At 53.1% G+C, this 17,573-nt stretch carries 15 protein-coding genes; 5 read left to right on the forward strand and 10 right to left on the reverse strand.

The window, feature by feature from the left end; all coding sequences use genetic code 11:
• Positions 1–18 precede the first annotated feature (18 nt).
• Positions 19–1,590: a sulfatase gene (locus A6X21_RS16475; protein ID WP_083233674.1), complete on the reverse strand. Its 1,572-nt coding sequence runs from the start codon at positions 1,588–1,590 to the stop codon at positions 19–21.
• On the reverse strand, positions 1,587–3,503 hold the full coding sequence (locus tag A6X21_RS16480) for a sulfatase-like hydrolase/transferase (protein ID WP_068849865.1): 1,917 nt from the start codon (positions 3,501–3,503) through the stop codon (positions 1,587–1,589). Before A6X21_RS16480 ends, A6X21_RS16475 begins: the two co-directional genes overlap by 4 nt.
• A gap of 202 nt (positions 3,504–3,705) precedes the next feature.
• Between A6X21_RS16480 and A6X21_RS16485 the strand changes: the two genes are divergently transcribed.
• The 3 genes from A6X21_RS16485 to murD are packed head-to-tail and all read left to right on the forward strand — an operon-like array spanning position 3,706 to position 6,679.
• The gene (locus A6X21_RS16485; protein WP_068849868.1) at positions 3,706–4,449 is read left to right on the forward strand and encodes an SDR family oxidoreductase; all 744 of its coding nucleotides are present in this window, start codon (positions 3,706–3,708) and stop codon (positions 4,447–4,449) included.
• A 60-nt stretch (positions 4,450–4,509) separates the two neighbouring features.
• Positions 4,510–5,151 (forward strand): DUF4291 domain-containing protein, encoded by a 642-nt coding sequence (locus A6X21_RS16490; protein WP_068849870.1) that lies wholly within the window; start codon positions 4,510–4,512, stop codon positions 5,149–5,151.
• A gap of 7 nt (positions 5,152–5,158) precedes the next feature.
• Positions 5,159–6,679 carry a UDP-N-acetylmuramoyl-L-alanine--D-glutamate ligase gene (gene murD, locus A6X21_RS16495; RefSeq protein WP_131818391.1) on the forward strand — a complete coding sequence of 507 codons (1,521 nt, stop codon included), beginning with the start codon at positions 5,159–5,161 and terminating at the stop codon, positions 6,677–6,679.
• Here murD and A6X21_RS16500 read toward each other — a convergent pair.
• The 5 genes from A6X21_RS16500 to A6X21_RS16525 all read right to left on the reverse strand — a co-directional run bounded on the left by A6X21_RS16500 (position 6,645) and on the right by A6X21_RS16525 (position 12,279).
• Positions 6,645–7,028 carry a holo-ACP synthase gene (locus A6X21_RS16500; RefSeq protein WP_068849880.1) on the reverse strand — a complete coding sequence of 128 codons (384 nt, stop codon included), beginning with the start codon at positions 7,026–7,028 and terminating at the stop codon, positions 6,645–6,647. The genes murD and A6X21_RS16500 overlap by 35 nt on opposite strands.
• 192 nt (positions 7,029–7,220) lie before the next feature.
• On the reverse strand, positions 7,221–7,889 hold the full coding sequence (locus A6X21_RS16505) for a hypothetical protein (protein WP_068849883.1): 669 nt from the start codon (positions 7,887–7,889) through the stop codon (positions 7,221–7,223).
• A 12-nt stretch (positions 7,890–7,901) separates the two neighbouring features.
• The gene (locus tag A6X21_RS16510) at positions 7,902–9,026 is read right to left on the reverse strand and encodes an A24 family peptidase (protein ID WP_205847481.1); all 1,125 of its coding nucleotides are present in this window, start codon (positions 9,024–9,026) and stop codon (positions 7,902–7,904) included.
• 178 nt (positions 9,027–9,204) lie between these two features.
• Positions 9,205–10,890, reverse strand: coding sequence for an HD-GYP domain-containing protein (locus tag A6X21_RS16515; protein ID WP_068849889.1), 1,686 nt, complete (start codon positions 10,888–10,890; stop codon positions 9,205–9,207).
• A 522-nt stretch (positions 10,891–11,412) separates the two neighbouring features.
• Positions 11,413–12,279, reverse strand: a complete 867-nt coding sequence (locus A6X21_RS16525; protein ID WP_068849895.1) for a hypothetical protein — start codon at positions 12,277–12,279, stop codon at positions 11,413–11,415.
• A 201-nt stretch (positions 12,280–12,480) separates the two neighbouring features.
• Here A6X21_RS16525 and A6X21_RS16530 point away from each other — a divergent pair, with 201 nt between their 5' ends.
• Together A6X21_RS16530 and A6X21_RS16535 are read left to right on the forward strand one after the other, a co-directional pair.
• Positions 12,481–13,269 (forward strand): SDR family NAD(P)-dependent oxidoreductase, encoded by a 789-nt coding sequence (locus A6X21_RS16530; RefSeq protein ID WP_068849898.1) that lies wholly within the window; start codon positions 12,481–12,483, stop codon positions 13,267–13,269.
• 48 nt (positions 13,270–13,317) lie between these two features.
• A complete protein-coding gene (locus A6X21_RS16535) occupies positions 13,318–14,364 on the forward strand; it encodes an iron-containing alcohol dehydrogenase family protein (protein ID WP_083233676.1) in 1,047 nt (348 codons plus the stop codon).
• Between the two features lie 10 nt (positions 14,365–14,374).
• On the opposite strand, the gene A6X21_RS16540 is transcribed toward A6X21_RS16535, so the two are convergent.
• The 3 genes from A6X21_RS16540 to A6X21_RS24405 all read right to left on the reverse strand — a co-directional run bounded on the left by A6X21_RS16540 (position 14,375) and on the right by A6X21_RS24405 (position 17,286).
• The gene (locus A6X21_RS16540; RefSeq protein ID WP_068849903.1) at positions 14,375–15,130 is read right to left on the reverse strand and encodes a polysaccharide deacetylase family protein; all 756 of its coding nucleotides are present in this window, start codon (positions 15,128–15,130) and stop codon (positions 14,375–14,377) included.
• A 68-nt stretch (positions 15,131–15,198) separates the two neighbouring features.
• Positions 15,199–16,719, reverse strand: coding sequence for a DUF7133 domain-containing protein (locus A6X21_RS16545; RefSeq protein WP_068849906.1), 1,521 nt, complete (start codon positions 16,717–16,719; stop codon positions 15,199–15,201).
• Between the two features lie 51 nt (positions 16,720–16,770).
• The gene (locus A6X21_RS24405) at positions 16,771–17,286 is read right to left on the reverse strand and encodes a hypothetical protein (protein ID WP_131818392.1); all 516 of its coding nucleotides are present in this window, start codon (positions 17,284–17,286) and stop codon (positions 16,771–16,773) included.
• Positions 17,287–17,573 lie beyond the last annotated feature (287 nt).

Raw genomic sequence — 17,573 nt, forward strand, 5'->3', positions numbered from 1 at the left:
ACAGGATCAGAAGGCAAACTACTCGGGGATGGGTGACGAACGCTCAATGATCTCGCCTTCCCAGATCGCGCGGTTCGTCGCCCGGTCAAAGGTGAGAACGCGGTCTTTACTTCCCGTCACAGGTGGTTGATCGATCGATGGGAGCCATGCATTGAGCTGTTTCTTGAGGCCTGAATGTGCAGGATCATCGGCAAGATTCTTGAGTTCATGAGGATCGACGAGGTGATCGTACAATTCTTCCGAGCCATCGGCATAACGAATGTAGCGATGATCTCGCGTGCGGATCGCATGGTTGCCTTGATTGTGGGAAGTGATTGCCGGTCGCTGTCGAACAGCGAGTGGGTTTGTCAATTGCGGAACCAGTGAGACTCCTTCCAGATCAGTCGGGGCCTCAAGCTGGCAAAGCTGTGCCAGAGTGGGGTAGATATCAAGCAGTTCGACAGGTTCGACACATTTTCCACCTGCGAGAACTCCCGGGCCAGCAAAGAGGAGAGGCACACGGGTGGAGCGTTCCCAGAGCGTGTTCTTACCCGTGATCCCTTTCTCACCCAGATGCCAGCCATGGTCCGACCAGAGAACAATCAACGTGTTGTTCGCCTCGCCAGTGGCTTCCAGCGCGGCCAACAGTCGCCCGATCTGGGCATCGACATAAGATGTCGACGCCAGGTAGGAACGTACCAAAGATCTCCAGTGCCCATGCTGCTGCAGCCAATTGAGTCGTGGTTCGGGAAGCCGCCAATGCAGATACCACGAAAAGCGGGGGGTATCCTTTCGATCATCTTCCTTGATCATTGGTAAAATCGAATCGTCATCAGGATACATCGCCAGCCATTCGGGTGTGACGTAGCAGGGAACATGCGGCAGGAAGTACCCCACACACATCAGAAAAGGTTTTGTTTCCCCTGTTGATGACGACTGTTGAGCTTGCCGCTGTTTGAGTTTCTCAATGGCCCAATCGGTGATCTGAGTATCGCCTTTCTCACTGTCGAGATGAGGAAAGGCACCCCAATCGACCAGTGGATTAGAATGAGGCGGTGGCTGGATGAGCCGCTTTTCAGGACGTTTTCCCACACCTCCTGCAGGGCCCCATTCGTCGAACTCTTTCAGGCGATCTTTGGGCTTACCGCCACCTCCATGAAAGATTTTTCCGGTGGTGAGAGTGGTGTAGCCGGCCTTGTGAAAAGCCTGCGGCAACGTCAGTCGTCCCGAGAGCGCCGGGACATCTCGAAACCAGGGAGATAGCCCATAGATCCCCGTGGTCGTACTCCGCAAGCCCAAGAGAAGACTCGTTCGCGATGGATTGCACAGCGGGGCCTGGCAATGAGCATTCAAAAACACCGTGCCTCGTTCAGCAAGTGATTTAAGTTGCGGTGTCTTGACCAGGGGATGTCCTCCCAGTGGTTCGATCCAGTCATTCTGGTCGTCAATCGCGATCATCAGGACATTGGGGCGTCTGGGTAGGGATTGCCGTGGCTCCTCCTCAGCAATGACGATTGTCGAGTGGATTAACCAGACAATCAGCAGTGGGGTCCATCGCGATCGATCAAGAAACCATCGTGTGAAACTTGAGAGAGAAACATGGTTGTTCACGGTCGCTGCTCCTCCAGAATCAGGTTGATGGATTTCAGGTCGATGATCGAGGAGCCCTTGAGCTGAGTCGCACGAATCGTGAGTAGACCCGGGCCAGACGGAAGTTGAATCGACCCGGCCTGCCAGCGTCGAAATGGCTTCGAGAGTGTCTCGGCTTTGGGGCGAGGAATAGTGTCCTGCCGGGTGTCCGTCGGTGGATCATGAGCCTCTGAAATCGGCACAGAGAGTTTGCTGTCCTGAAAACTGATTTCCAATTCAGAGCCTATTGCGGTTGCTGGTGATGTCGATTCCAGTTCAATGCGATAAGTCCCACTCGTGAGGACTTCCACCGGCCAGATGACGGCACTCTGGTCATCATTCCAGTTCGTAAAATACGAGCTGTTGGGAGCATTCGAACTTCTCTGAATCTTTCCCAGAGGCTGGCCATCGCGGGCAGGGAGCCAGGTGTATGGCAGTGAAACGTATCCCACAGGATAGAGTCGGGAATCTTGCGGTGGATGGGCGAGAAACTCTTTGTGAACAGGCAATAACCAGGGGGACTTGAGTATGTCCGCCGTATCGAGTTGCGCGGACTGTTGGCTGGTTGCGGGAGGCTGCGATAACTCAGTCTGCAGGCGTGCGAGTTGCTGCCTCATGACGCTGGCAATTTCAGGATGAGTGGTGCTGAGGTCGAAATTCTGACTGCGATCATGCTGCATGTCATACAAGCGCCCCTGGAAATCGAGCCGATGAGTGGGGGACCGCAGGCTGAACTTGCCAGCCCAGTGGGAGAGCAGAGGCTGTTGACGCTCAACGGGAATGTTTTTCAGCAGTGCGGTCGAGATATCGATCCCATCGATTGGCTTGGCGGAATCGAGCGGGATGTTTGCCAGACCCGCTAATGTGGGGAGCAGATCAATCGCTCCCATGAGTCCCGATTGTGTCGAACCCGGAGGGATATGCCCCGGCCACCGCAGATATCCGACGGATCGAACTCCACCTTCATCAACAGTCCCTTTGCGGCCTCGCATTTCACCATTCCAGCGCACGGTGTTGGGCCCGTTATCAGAGAAATAGAGGACAATCGTGTTCGAGGAAAGGCGGAGCGAGTCGAGGTGTGCGAGTAACCGGCCGACAGCATCATCCTGCTGTTCGATCATGGCGTAGACGCATCGGACAGCGTCGGCCTCTTTGCCATGGACACCGACATCGCGATCTTTCCAGCGATTCCAGTAAGTTTGGGGGACGCACCAGGGTGAATGAGGTGTCGTGAGGGGTACATAGCAGAAGAAGGGTGGCTGGCTGCTGGAGATAAAATCGATGGCCGCCTGCATGCAGGTATCGACAATGTAGCCATTGGAAGTGACAGGTTGGCCCTGCGACTCGAGCGGAGCATCGATGTATTCGCTCCAATGGCCTGCGGTGTATCCCAACTGGACGTCGAATCCTCGAGCCAAAGGGTGGTAGGGGCCTTGTGAACCGTTGTGCCATTTGCCAAAGATCCCGGTTCGATAACCCGCTTTCCGGAAGTGTTCGGCAATTGTCTGCTCATCGAGGTTGAGGCGTTCCTCACCCAAAGAGACGCCACGAACCCCCGTGCGCAGTGCATATCGACCTGTGAGAAACTCGGCACGAGTTGGTGAACAGACCGGACAGACGTAAAAATTCGACAAAGAGACTCCCTGTTGAGCAATGGAGTCAATATGAGGAGTTTTCACATAAGGATTGCCGCTGGAAGAGTAATCACCCCACCCGGCATCATCTGCGAGCAGCACCATGATATTCGGACGCTGTGGCCTCGCTGGTTGTTGAGCCTCTGAAGAAGTGGGACTGATCAACACCCCACAGGAAACCAGCCAGATGAGAAGTGAGCATAGTCCCAATCCCCTCTGCCCGCGCGATCGTCTCCACCACTCGAATGTCGCCCATCGCATGCACAAAACCTCTTGAAAAACCGCGATCCTCTTTTGCATTTCAGTTTACCGAAAAGACATCAACAATAGTGCATGCGTTTTCTCTTTGTGCCCGGGATTCGCCAAAGATTGGTCGGCTCATCTGTAAGATCGCTGGCGTTATGTGGGTACTCAGCGGCAGGTCATGTCTGTTTCCCCCAATTAAGAATCAGGTGCGATGAATATGTCTTTTCAAGTTGCAGATCGAGTTGTGCTGGTGACTGGTGCCAATCGCGGAATTGGAAAATCGATTGTGGAGACGTTTCTGGCCCATGGGGCGAAAAAGGTCTATGCCGGTGTGAGAGAGTTATCCAAGGCCAAGGAACTGGTCGAGTTGGGACATGGGAAAGTGGTGCCGATCGTGATTGATCTGGCAGATCGAACGACGATTGACCAGGCAGCGGCTGAGGCCCAGGATGTCGAGTTGGTCGTGAACAACGCAGGAATTGCCCGAACAACATCGATTTTCAGTGAGCAGGTGTATGAATCGCTGGATGAAGAATTGAAAGTCAACCTGTATGGCGTCATTGCCATGGCCAGGGCTTTTGCACCAGTTCTCAAGGCAAATGGTGGGGGAGCGTTCGTGCAACTCAATTCGGTCGTGTCGATCAAGTCGTTTGGAGACTTCGCCACCTATAGTGCTTCTAAAGCCGCTGCCTATTCGGTGACTCAGGCGATTCGCGATGGCTTGAGCGCGCAGGGGACATTCGTAGTCAGCGTCCATCCGGGGCCCATTGCGACCGATATGGCGGCAGCCGTCGGGTTACTCGAAATCGCCGATCCACCCGCAGTCGTTTCCGAAGGGATCGTCGAAGCACTGTCTCAGGGCCAGTTCCATGTCTTCCCTGACAAGATGGCAAAACAGTTCTGGGGTGTGTATGAAAACTACGCCAGGAACATTGTGGAAGGGACAGGGACTGGTGAGTGACGAGTTAATTGGTTGGCGATACCCATCGATCACTCGTCTTGATCAAATATGGGAAGTTGTATGGGACTGAAGACGGAGCTTTATGCTGAGCAGGCAGAACGGTGGCCTCGCGAGGGGCGTCATATTCTGGCACAGTTTGATCAGGATACGATCATTGTTTACCAGGCTTACCAGCCAGTGATTGGTCATTATACAGCCATGCATCGAACTTTTGGTGGTGGCTTCAGTTATTCCCGAATGAGTTGGATCAAGCCAAACTTCCTGTGGATGATGTATCGCTCGGGGTGGGGAACAAAAGCGAATCAGGAGATCACACTGGCTTTGAGAATCCGCAGGCAGTTTTTTGACGCCCTGCTGGCCGAAGCTGTCCCGTCATCCTGGGATCCAACAGAATTTTCCACTGAGGACGAATGGTCACATGCGGTGAGCAAGTCTTCCGTGCGGATTCAGTGGGATCCGGATCATCATCCCACAGGTGAAAAACTCGAAAGAAGGGCCATTCAGCTCGGGTTGAGAGGAGATGTCCTCAAAGCTTTTGGACAGCAAGAACTGATCGACGTCATAGACATGTCAGACTTCGTGAGTGTGCAAAGGCAGAGCCTGCTCACTCGGGGTACATCGGCACTTGTAACGCCTCTTGAACGAGTGTATTCGCCCGCTGATCCTTCGATAGCGCTGAGACTCAAACTCGCGAAGTGTTGAAACTGTCGTGGTTTCTTTCGACACTTCCGGCATGTCACAAAATCTGCCTCAATTTCAGAAGCGAGCATTTTCCAGACGATCTGCCATTTCCCTCGCAGGTCGTCATGTGACTGTCCTGGGTTTAGGGACTCTTGGCGGTGCTGTCGAGGCTGTCAAGTTTCTGGCGGCACAAGGGGCCATCGTTACTGTCACTGATGAGAAGCCCGCAGGCAAGCTGGCAACCAGCCTTGCCGAACTCGCCCAGATACCGATTCATCGGTTTGTGCTGGGTGGGCATGATGACGATGACTTCAGCCATGCGGATCTGATTGTCGCTAACCCAGCCGTTCGACCAGATCATCGATTGCTGAAACTGGCACGAAGTCGTGGTATTCCCATTACTACGGAGGTGCAACTCTTTCTCGAGCGGTGCCCGGCACCCGTCGCGGCTGTGACTGGAAGTAATGGAAAGTCGACCACCACGGCCATGCTGCATCGTATCTGCGAATTGGCCAGTGGATCGCCCGGACTTCGGCGAGCGTGGCTGGGTGGGAATATTGGTGTCAGTCTGCTCGATCAACTCCCCGCCATAACCAGCGATGATTTCGTGGTGATGGAACTGAGCAGCTTTCAGTTGTACTGGCTGAATCAGATCGAGTGGAGTCCGAATATCGCTCTCGTGACTAACTTTTCAGCCAATCATCTCGACTGGCATGACACTCTCGATGATTACCGATCTGCCAAGCAGACGATGTTACGCTGGCAGAATGAAAGCGATGTCGCAGTGATTAATCTTGATGATCCAGATGTCTGTCAATGGCCCGGGCCAGCCCTGCGGCTGGGATTTCAGACAGGTTCGTCATCCTCTGATATCACGACGAAGTCTGGTGTTTTCTCAGAATCAAAACAGGAAGGTCATTCGACTTCACAGATTCTGCGTTTGCCTCATACAGAAATCCGCTTACCGGTTTCGAGTTGGCTACAGGTCAAGGGCGAACATAACCTGCAGAATGCCATGGCCGCAATGGCAGCAGCATCGGTGCTGGATCTCCCCATCGATGTTATTGAAACAGCACTTCGAAGTTATCAGGCACTTCCCCATCGACTGGAGTTTGTGGGAGCATGTGCCGGGCGTGAATTCTATAATGACTCGCTGGCGACGACTCCGGAATCGGCGATTCTCGGTCTGCAGGCTTTTACCCAGCCAGTGATCTTGCTCGCAGGAGGTTATGACAAAGGTGTCGATCTCTCTTCGATGTCAAAAGTGATTTCACAAGCATGTCGGGTGGTGGTTCTAATGGGGCAAACTGCTCCTGCTATCCATGAACAGATTGAACAACACAGGCAGCCAGAAGGCGGGCCGGAAGTGATCTTTGCGAGTAGCCCCCATGATGCGTTCAACAAAGCCTGGGAAAACTCGCAGCCAGGAGAGGTCATACTGCTTTCGCCAGGTTGTGCCAGTTACGACTGGTTTGTCAATTTCCGTGATCGAGGCGAGCAGTTTCGTCAGTTCGTTAGAGAGCTGGCAAAGACTCATGAAGAGCAATAACATTCGCCGTGGCCATGGTGCGGCAATGAGCGGCTGAAACCATAATCTTGCCGATCTTCATGCGGTCGGCCACCAGAGCCAATTCACCGCGAAGAACGATTTCAAATCGATAATTCCCATCTTCCTGAACCAGTACCTCCCGCCAACTCAAACCGGGTCCCGCATAAGGCCCAATGGCCCGGACAGTCGCATCTTTGATTGCCCAGTACATGGTGAATTGCTGCAGATACTCGGTTCGCTCACGGCAGGCAATGATTTCGGCCGGGGTGTAAATACGATTGAGAAAACGCTCTCCATGCCGCTCAATCAGGCGACCAATCCGAATCGTCTCACACAGGCTTGTTCCCATTCCGACAATCACGTGTGGTCTCGATCTACTATTTGAACGATGGAATTGCTGGAACTGACCAGACGGGACATGACAAAGCTTCAGACAATCCTACGGCATGTCTTCACAGCCTTAAGTGTGCGTGGTCTCATGCCTGCAAAGTTCACCAGGCAATCAGTTGACTCAAGAGAGAAGATTGCAATGTGATCACCTTCAATCTTGCGGCTGAGTTTCTTCTTGACGGAGCCTGGCTTCGAAGGCCAGTTGCTGTTCATGGAATCTCGCGACAAAACCTCCCAGTATACCGGCTGCAATGATCTCCCAGAGAAACAACAGACTGGCTGACAGCTGACTCTTCGACCCTGATCTTATCATCAGATATTCAGGAAAAGAGTGCAAAAAAAATCTTTGAGTACGTCGTTGCCAGCCGGGATCTTCAAAGAGGTCCAACATATCGTCGGGCAGTGCTGCTCGCTGCTCTTGAGTCAGTCGAGCGCCGCGAAACGGGTTCAGGCTCTGTCGATCATCGGGTTGCTTATACGCATCCACCAGTAGCCCGAAGATCACTGTCAATATGCTGAGCAGAGCAGGCCTCAACAACTGACGGATGAGAAGTGGTTTTGAGAGAGGTTTCCTTGTGGGATCAGGGGCGGTCTCGGTTGCCGACGACGTGGAACTCCAGGCACGATCGAGAGCAATTTCAAACCATCGACAGAGGAGAACACTGGTACCACCGACAATTGGCCAATAGAGACCCAGCAGTCTCCACGGCTTTGGCAGACTGGTCGCAATCGCAATCATCAGCACGAGTGTGGCCACAGAGGCTAGAGCAATGATTAGAAATGTTCGCGAGGTTTCATTCTTGGTGAAAGGTAAAAACATCTGTTGTGAACTTCACTCAAGAGGAGGAGTCAGCGGCTCTGAAGGCGTACTGATCGATGCGTCGACAGGTGGAGGTTCATTAGTGACAGATTGCTGAATTCGGGAGGGGACAGGGATTCTGGCAATCATGCCGCTGATGAGAAGTACGGACAATATCACCCACCAGAGGTGCCCCGCCACGAGCATGGAAATCCAGTGGTCAATCACTCTCCAATTGATCGCCAACAGGGTTGAGAAGACAGGTAATGTCAGCCAGATCCAGTGAATTTTATTGGCATGTACCAGTTGGCTCCAGAGAGCCAGCAGTAACCAACAGGGAATCAGTACGATTGAGAGAGCGATCGCCGCCTTCCAGCCAAAGATTGCTCCAGCCAGCCCCATGGCAAAAATCCAGCCGGCATGCAGGCAAGGGATCGTCTGGGAGATTCTCCCCGAGACCTGAATCGCACCGAGAGCACCTCCCACGAACCAACCGCCCAGAGCGGTGCCTAACGCCCAGAAACGGTCATCCCAACTGAAACCCGAGAATGTCAAAATGAGATTGGCCTGGGGATAAACAGCCGGGAAAATGAAGGCGTACAGTCCCATCGTCGCCAGACAGAAGGAGACAAATTTTTGTGGTATCCGTCGTCCATCCCAGCCCATGAGACAAATGGCCAGAAGGAAGTACAACCCCAGACAATGAAAGCCGAAAATCTGGAGCAGATCTGGATACTTTGCATACCAGACCGTCCAGACGACACCTGCGTAATGATCTGGAGGTCGGTTGGGAAGAGATTTTCCACCTGAGATGACAGTGGCGAAGAGCACCACGAGAAACTGGAGCCCCACGACCAATTCCACCAGTGGATATCGAATGGGGATCGGCCATTGGCAAGATCGGCATTTGCCGAATAATTTGATCCATCCCAGAACGGGGATGTTATCACCTGAGCGAATCCGAGTTCCACAGTGAGGACATGCCGAAGGGGAACGCCAGAGTGATTTTCCCAGTGGGAGGCGATAGACGACAACGTTTAGAAAACTTCCCAGTGAGGCACCCAACGCCACAAACCATGCGGCAGTCAAGCCCGTCATGATGCGGATGTTCGCGAGTTCAACACCAGAGAGATCGTTTACCAGAACTGAGTCAGCCATACAGGCAACCATACCATCGAGCAAAACCATATCCAGGGTCTCTGGCAGCACAAAACCGCTGCAGAACCAGGAGTTTTCTCATGGAAGGATGGCACTGTCTCTGCCAGAAATCAAATGGGTCAGTCAGTGGCCATGAGGATTGCGAGCACACACTGGCTGGCTTCCTGAGTTGGCCCTGTTAAAGAAACCGGCGTGCCATCGTCTCGATGGGCAACTCGGCCAGTAGATCTGCACCTGTGGGCGAATAGGCTCGACAAATCTCCGAAATGTCTTCGCGGGCGGCAAAATACGCATCGATCACATTGGGATCCCACTGGAGACCAGAGCCTCTGCGGAAGATTTCTTCCAAACGTTCCAAGGGCATCCCTTTACGATAAGGGCGGTCACTGCACATTGCATCGTAGCTATCGGCAACGGCAATAATGCGGGCCATCAATGGAATTTCTTCTCCCTTAAGACAATCCGGATAGCCTTTGCCATTGAAGGCTTCGTGGTGGCTGCGCACCCCTGGAAGAATGTGCTGCAGGTTTTTGAGTTGTTTGAGAATGCGATAGCCAATCATCGGGTGCTGTTGAATGGCCCGGAACTCTTCCGGGGTCAATTGATCAGGTTTACGGAGTATCCGGTCATCGACACCAATCTTGCCGATGTCATGCAGCATGCTCGACATGTAAATGTCTTCGAGATCATCAGCGGGCAGCCTGAGTTCCTGGCCAAGTCGCCTGGCGATGAGTGCGACACGCTCACTGTGGCCACGAGTGTAAGGATCTTTGGCGTCGAGAGTCTGCACCAGGGAACGAACGAAGCTGATCACCAGAGACTGATGCTCGCGATAAAGTTCGATATTGCGGAGATGCGTCCCGAGAATGGTACCAATTGAACCCAGCAGACTGGCTTCAACCGAGCCATATTCTTTGTCGTCACTGAGGTTGCAACTGACAATCCATCCTCGACGGAAAGGAGCTTCTCCAATCGGGACCAGAATGAAGTTTTGCAGACCAGGAAAGTCGGCACCCAGCAAGGTTTTGGCGAGATTATTCTTGACCAGTGGCCGCGACCAGTCATGCTCTTCAAAACGGGATGTCAGTCTGGCCAGTTGGAACTCATCCAGTGGAAGATGCCCCTCGACCGAGAAATGATGCCGGTCGTGATCAACCTGCATCCAGATGGCATTCCCCGCTGCAGGAATCAAAGAATGCAGGCGTGCCAGGCAATGATTTGCCAGTTCTAAAGGTGATCGAGAGAGTTGTAATCGTTGCGTCAGACTATGCAGCAGGCTGATTTCTTCGAACGTGTATTCAATCTGTGAAGTGAGTTGCTGAAGTTCATCATCGAGTCGATCAACGGTACGCATCGAAGAGAAATGGCGACCTGCCAATGCACAGAGACGCTCCAGTGTGGGGCGTGGAATACACAGCAATGAATCGACAAATTGTGTCAGTTCGGCCTGTGACCAACCCGCATCAGTCGCTGCCAGGATCCATTCCGCTGGAGCACTGGCTGCACCTTCCCGCGCGACGGAGCCGAGTATGGCCACTTCTCCTGTCGGTAGAGTCACTGGAAATCCAAGAAACCGGATGGATGGTCCCAGATCAACCAGCGTGGAACCGTTTGCATAAAGAAATCGGTCGACCAATGCTGGAGAGAGTGTCAACCAGGTGGGGAGTGATGTCTCACTTTTCCAGTAGCGACGGCACGGGATCCAGACGAATGAAGGCAGACCGGTAGCGGCTGCCATTTCCTCAAGCAGAGAAGAAGCGACTTGATCGCTTTCTGGCGAAGTTCGGTTGATCGACTCGACACCCCAGGCAAGATCTTTCTGTGTTGCCAGTGGATTTGAGTATTCGATTGAGATCGTAGCCATAGAATCCAAGCTTTCCGATGAGGCAATGCCCGCAGGTCATCATCGAAAAGTTAGTTCATGTCTTTCGTCGTGCCGCCTTTACCTGAAGATTACCCGAACTCAGGCTCATTGACTCTTGGTCAAAATGTTGTTCGTAAAGACTGAGTGAATGTCCTAAAAGCACATGTCGAAATGTTGCGGCACAACGCCATTGGTGATTGAGTTGCTGAGAAAATGGCGTAAATGAATGCCCCACAGAGATTTATTCATCAAGCGAGAAAGGTGGGACGGTGTCTCAGAGAGGAGTTGGCAAGACCCATTTGTGCGTAAGCTGATAAAGATACCGATTGTGACGAAGAATCCAGCCAAGCTCTCATTTTATGTGAGGATTTGCACCTACAACAGCAAAATGAGCGTCATCAAGCGGGCAATCATCGCTGGAGATGGCTCTGTCTTTTTTTCGACAGAATCGGGGATGATCAAGTCATGAGTCGACGTTGGTCTTGAGAGACTCCCCTTGGGGTGGTTTTTCACCTGGCTTAGTTAGCGTTTCGAAGTGGAGATTGGCGCCAGGTGTTCCTGCTGAAACTGGCGGAATGGAACATTGCGAAGCGAGCCATTTTTAATCTTTGATTCCCAGTGATGGATGTACTCCCGATCCAGGCGAGCGAATCGAGAGGAAATCTCATGTTCAGCACGCCAATGAATCGGCTGACCATCGGTGATTTCCAGCTCGACCACCATGGGCATTAACGATCGACTTCTTAACTGCTCGTTCACGAATAACCTGGGAGCAGGAAGCAATGCTCTCGGATAGAGGACCGAATTCAACTGGGCGGTGGAGTCGGCGAACTTCAAATAGGTCTCCATCAGTTCCGGGGCGGCATGAGAACTGGTCTTCACACGGTACTGCACACCCTTAGAACTGAGCTTGAGAGTCTGCGATCCTTCGTCAAATTCTGTGGCGAAATCAGGGTTCAATTGAAAGGTCAGGCATTCAGCCGCTGCTCGGGATGTGGGCGACTCCTGCTTTTCCAGCGATTGAATGACTTTCTGTGCTTCTGTCTCAGCGAGTGAAAGAAAATGGCGGATCTCGTCCTGAGAGACTTCCGTCATCAGATTTCGCGACAAAGCGAGAATGACAAAATGTTTCTTCGCGGGCTCGTAGATGGTGACTTCCTGAGCCCCTTCGATGAAATCGTAGGATTTGCCAGCATGAAAGAGCGTCAGACTGCGGGCCACAACGGGCGCTTTGTCCGAAGAATCAAGTCGAATATCGCGAACAGTTGTATAGACTCGCAACTCCTGGGCGGGAAGCTGTGTGACGAGAGTGAAAATCAGAACACCCAGTGTTTGATGTACAAATCGCAGTCCGAACAGCACTTTTGCCATTGAAGAGAGGACAGACATGAGGAATGCACCTGTTGATGGGCTAAGGCCAGATCAGTAACCGCGAATTGGCGGGAATTGCTGGCAGATGAGACAGGAGGTAGCCGACGGGATAAGAATACTGGGGTATGGACTTATCTCGAAAAGTAGGTTTTTGGGCAATTGCAATTGCAGGACTCGCTTCGGCGGATCCTGCCGCTTGTGGCGATTGGAAAGTGAAGTATGAATCTCCAAAATCGAGTTGTGTTAATTACGGGTGGCCGCCGACTGGGAGCACACCTGGCAAAACTGCTTGCCGAACGCGGTTCACAGATCGTCATGACCTGGTATCAGAATGAACAGGCGGTCCGTGAAGCTCTCGCGACCTGTGAAAAGGCCGGTGTCAGGACCTGTTCGATTCAGGCTGATCTCCGCCAATTGCAGGATAACCGGCGGGTTGTGGCTCAGGTTGTTGAGCAATTCGGGCGGATCGACATCCTGGTGAATCTGACGAGTATTTATACTCGAACACCGTTTGCCAGTCTGGAACCATCCGCTTTTGACGACATGCTCGATTCGAACTTGAGGGCACCATACTACACGGCGACGGAAGTGGCGAAGCAGATGTTGTCCCAACCTTGGATCGAGTCTCCTTCGGGCTATCCGCTGCGCGGGAAAATCATTCATTTTACAGATTGGGCACTGGATCGACCTTATCGGGATTACCTGCCTTATCTGGCAGCCAAGGGTGGCCTGGCCGCGTTCACCAAGGCTTTAGCCGTCGAACTGGCTCCCTCGATTACAGTCAATGCGATTGCACCGGGGACAGTCTTGCCACCGCCGGGACTCTCGGAAGAAAGTCTCGATGCCATCCGGAAAAGTGGTGCTCTTGAACAGATCGGGGCTCCGGCAGATGTCAACAATGCGGTACTCTACCTGCTGGAGGGGACCGATTTTGTAACCGGTGAAACTCTGCGAGTCGATGGAGGCCGCTTTCTGGGGCCACCTGAGCAGAACTCTCCCGATTTCTAACGATCATTAACTCGATAGTCACATTCATCAGATGGCCGGGGTGAGATGATGCTGGTTCCCACAATTTCGCTTCCGGCGTTACTGCGAATCAAGCCAGGTGCCATGAGCCGGTTGGGAATCTATTTGACCAGAGAAAGATTCTGGGAGATCGCTCTCTTCAGCAGCACAGGCATGCAAGCCTCGATTCTCGATGAGGTCAAAAGATCGTTAGAGGCTGAAGGTGTTAGAATTCGTGATCGCGAAGAGGTCGCGGATTCGACCATCGAGAATGCATTGCGACTTCTGGGGAGACTTCCTGCTGATGTCAAAGCAGTGGTGGGTGTCGGCGGCGGCAAAGCCCTGGATGTCGCGAAATTTGTGGCTCATCTGGCGAATCGACCTTACATCGCTGTCCCGACATCGTTGTCGAACGATGGTTTCTGCAGCCCTCAGGCCAGCCTGACGCTTGACGGGCATCGAAAATCCATAGGAGCCCGCCTGCCATTTGGAGTCGTTGTCGATACGCAGGTCTGTCTGGAAGCTCCACGCTCTTTGTGGCTTTCCGGGATTGGAGACCTGATTGCCAAGTTCACTGCCATCGACGAGTGGAAGGCTGCGTTTCATGCCCAGGGTGAACCTGTGAACGATCTGGCTGCGCTCCTCTCGGATGCGACTGTACGGCAATTTCTTTCCAGACCCACTCACGATCTTGAAGGTATCCGTCTGCTGGCGACGGCTTTAATGCTCAGTGGGATTTCCATGGAAATCAGCGGCACATCCAGGCCTGCCAGTGGCAGCGAACATCTCATTTCGCATGCACTCGACGAGATTTCTCCAAGGCCCAGGTTGCATGGCGTACAGGTGGGCCTGGCGACCTATCTGATGTCGACCATCATTGGCCAACATACAGAGGAAATTCGAAAGTTGTTGACTGAAACAGGATTTCTTGATCTGGTGCGAGAAGACCCGTTCGACGGGGAAGAATGGCGTGCTGCCATTCGGAAAGCGCCGTCGATCAAGCCCCACTACTTTTCACTGCTCAGTACTCCCGGAGTTCAAGAGAAACTGCTCAGCACCATGCGCGATGATCCGACACTTGTCGGCTGCTTTCGATAACTGTTGGTGATCATGTGGTCTCGCCACCCGGTTCGACTGTCATTTCCGGCGCACTGAGGGATTGGCGAAACGCAGCTTCCTGTGGCAACAGACAGAATTGAAGCCCTGCCTCCAGCCAATCATCGATCAGTGGAGCAAGGACTGCATCGCAGCGCCCCGCCTCTGCGGTCGCTGCATTGTCGTGCAGGCAGATCAAAGGATATTGAGGAAGCGCACTTCGTCCCAGACGGATAATCTCGGCATGAGGCAGGCGGCTGTCGTAATCCGGAGGGAGATGGTTCCACATCACGATCCGTTGCCGGGATCTTCTGGCCCAGCGAATTGTGGCCATTGTAAAATGGCCGTATGGTGGCCGATACCACAAGAGTGACTGGCCGCTGATTTGCTCAATGACGGCTGCCGATCGATCTAGGTCTGCGATGATTTGCGTGGAAGGAAGCTTCCACGCATCGGGATGACTGTAGGAATGGTTGCCAAGCTGGTGGCCATGATCGATGATCGCATGGACCAGTTCGGGGTGAGCCTCAGCACGTTCACCGCAAACAAAGAACGTCGCTAAGAGATTTTTCCGCGCAAGCAGCTTCAGTATCTGAGGCGTGCTCTCCGGATGTGGCCCGTCATCAAAGGTGAGAGCAGCCGGTCGTTCGCCTCTTGACAGGCCGTCCTCGTTCAACCTGGCGGGAAACTCCCACAGGATAGAATCGAAGAAACAAGATCCAATCGCCGGCAGTTTTCTACCCAGCCAGTTCCGCCAGCGATGCAACATAGAGAGCGATCTGTTCAGCAAAATCAGGGAGAATCATCTTTATCGGCCACGCTGTCAGTCGTAGTGACCTACTTACCAGCTTCAGCCGACTGTCCTGGTACACGATTCAATGTGTAGTAAGCTTCTTTATGAAGCAGATTTTCTCCAGACTCGGATTTCACACCTTCTGCATGCAGTTCATGAACTGATCCCGGCTGTAAATTCTCAATGGTGAGTTTGACCTTCGTACGATCAGCATTCAATTCCGCCCGCACGATTTTCTGCTGGGCATGGTCAACTTCGGGGCTGCCATACGATGCCTGATAAATGTAGGTATAGCTGGTCATCTGATAGCTTTCGGGATTGCTGGCAGAACTGGCATCGACCGGCTTGGTGAATGTCAGGAGGAAACCATCAGACTGTGCTTCCATTTTGAGAATTTCAAAAGGTGTCTTGCCTGTCCAGTGGATTCGATCCAAAGCAAAAGGCTTCGGTCCGCGTGAGCCCCAGCCACGGTTGGTTCCACCGACGAACAGATCACCCAGCGGGCCAAACTGTAAAGCCAATGAGCCAGATCCCGTCCCCGCGCGGAATGGGAAGCAGGCACCCTGATAGTGGCCGTCGATCTTTTCCAGGAAGCAGCGCATGACCGTGGAATGTGTTTGATCGCCCACAAACAATTGTTCTTGAAATGGGCCAAACTTCCCTTGAGTGGTATCGCAGGCAATGCCAGAGGCGGACTGCCCCATCTTCTGGTAAGGAAACAGGATTGCAGCGGGCTCGTATTCAGGGATTTTGGCGGCTTCCGTCATGAAGCGACTTCCCGATTGTGGTTCTTGTGGCTTGGCACCCATGTTAGGTGCCTGTTCGTACCACTTGTTTCCACCGGGATGCCCCACAAACTTGCCGGGAGGAAGATGCTTGAGTGCACAGGTTCCATTCCACGGGCCCTGGTTATCGGTATAGAAGACATCTCCCTGAGCGTTAAAACCAATTCCGCCAGGCGAACGAATTCCTGAGCATGTGGGAATGGCGACACCATCGGGGCCAATCCGCAGGCACCAGCCGCGAAACTTGACTTCGCTGCTGAAAGAACCCGTTAAACAGAGCACGACCCAGATGTTTCCTTCTTTGTCGAACTTGGAACCGAAGGCATACTCGTGATAGTCGCCGTTGATATGCCATGAATCGTTGACGGTTTCGAATTGATCGGCGACTCCATCGTTGTTGGTATCGCGCAGGCGACTGAGTTCACCGCGCTGCGTGGCATAAAGTGCATTGTCTTTCCAGGCCAGTCCCAGCACTTCGTGAAGCCCTTCGGCAAATCGCTTCCAGGTGGTTTTGGAGACATCGGCACCTTCAACGCCATCGGCAAACCAGATTTCTCCCCGGCGTGTCGAAACAGCAATTTTGCCATGGGGAAGAAATTCCAGCGCGCCAATTTCCAGCGTGACGTCTTTGGGAAGAGGAATCGCTTCCAACTGGTAGTATTCGGACTCTTCGGCTGCATGAATGCTCGAAGGTACGAAGAAGCTGCATAAGAGGAGAAGCAGAGCCATTTTGCCTGCCAACCATGTTCGTGCAGGCAAGTTGAAGATCGTGCGAGGCATATGCGAAACTCTCTGAATGGAGATCAAAACAAGGAAAATCGTGCGATCAGACTACCAGTTGTACTTCAGCATCCAGCCGGTGGTTTTGTCGGGATGAAGCGGCAAGAGAAGTTCTTTGGAATTGCCCATCGTTCGCAATTGTGGGCGCAGTCCCTGTGTACCTGCCTGTGGTTCAATGGTGAGCCACCAGACCCCGTCAATCAGCCACGTTGTACTGGAGGATGAACTTCCTGCGAGCGGTTCCTCCTGCTCGATGCGTGAGGCTTTCAGGACACGGAATTGCGGCGTGCCGTCCGTCGAACTGATGGTGGATCCTTTGGAAGGTCGAGTCAGGATTGTCCGCTGCAAATCTGTCGTGGCGTCGTTGGGAGTGGACTTCCAAGCGGAGAACTGATCGATCACATCCAGACGACCATCCGTGAACTGGAAAGCCGTCAGGGCCGGTTGACCATTGGCAACGGCGGGAAGCGAATAACCCTGGAAGCGAAAACCATTCTCGCGAGCCAGACCTTCCGGCCATGCCTGATCGGGCGTTGTCAGATATGCGACCGGGCGACTATCGGGCATGGACAATATCTCATCACCGGATGGCCCTGTGAAACCTTGGCCACGACCTGTCCAATGCCTCGAAGCATCGATAAAAGCTCCGTGCCAGACCATTGCCAGACGCATGTTGTTGGCATCCCACGCGAGATTCACCTTCTCAGGGAAAGCGATGCCAATTCCGCGAGAGCCGGCCCCTTCAATGAAGTTACGGTAGACCAGTGGAGTGTCTGTGGCGACTCGCCCCGCCTACCTGTGTCAGTTTTAGTACGGTCACCATACCTGGCTTTTCTTGGCTATGTTTCAGACAG

Source organism: Planctopirus hydrillae (assembly GCF_001707835.1).
GTDB classification, from domain to species: Bacteria; Planctomycetota; Planctomycetia; order Planctomycetales; family Planctomycetaceae; genus Planctopirus; species Planctopirus hydrillae.

Bases quoted from the DNA above. Each gene is read 5' to 3' on its own strand.
- A6X21_RS16480 (WP_068849865.1), bottom strand. From the start codon at position 3,503: ATGCGATGGGCGACATTCGAGTGGTGGAGACGATCGCGCGGGCAGAGG.
- A6X21_RS16485 (WP_068849868.1), top strand. From the start codon at position 3,706: ATGTCTTTTCAAGTTGCAGATCGAGTTGTGCTGGTGACTGGTGCCAAT.
- A6X21_RS16490 (WP_068849870.1), top strand. From the start codon at position 4,510: ATGGGACTGAAGACGGAGCTTTATGCTGAGCAGGCAGAACGGTGGCCT.
- A6X21_RS16500 (WP_068849880.1), bottom strand. From the start codon at position 7,028: ATGGGAACAAGCCTGTGTGAGACGATTCGGATTGGTCGCCTGATTGAG.
- A6X21_RS16505 (WP_068849883.1), bottom strand. From the start codon at position 7,889: ATGTTTTTACCTTTCACCAAGAATGAAACCTCGCGAACATTTCTAATC.
- A6X21_RS16510 (WP_205847481.1), bottom strand. From the start codon at position 9,026: ATGGCTGACTCAGTTCTGGTAAACGATCTCTCTGGTGTTGAACTCGCG.
- A6X21_RS16515 (WP_068849889.1), bottom strand. From the start codon at position 10,890: ATGGCTACGATCTCAATCGAATACTCAAATCCACTGGCAACACAGAAA.
- A6X21_RS16525 (WP_068849895.1), bottom strand. From the start codon at position 12,279: ATGTCTGTCCTCTCTTCAATGGCAAAAGTGCTGTTCGGACTGCGATTT.
- A6X21_RS16530 (WP_068849898.1), top strand. From the start codon at position 12,481: ATGAATCTCCAAAATCGAGTTGTGTTAATTACGGGTGGCCGCCGACTG.
- A6X21_RS16535 (WP_083233676.1), top strand. From the start codon at position 13,318: ATGCTGGTTCCCACAATTTCGCTTCCGGCGTTACTGCGAATCAAGCCA.
- A6X21_RS16540 (WP_068849903.1), bottom strand. From the start codon at position 15,130: ATGTTGCATCGCTGGCGGAACTGGCTGGGTAGAAAACTGCCGGCGATT.
- A6X21_RS16545 (WP_068849906.1), bottom strand. From the start codon at position 16,719: ATGCCTCGCACGATCTTCAACTTGCCTGCACGAACATGGTTGGCAGGC.
- A6X21_RS24405 (WP_131818392.1), bottom strand. From the start codon at position 17,286: ATGCCCGATAGTCGCCCGGTCGCATATCTGACAACGCCCGATCAGGCA.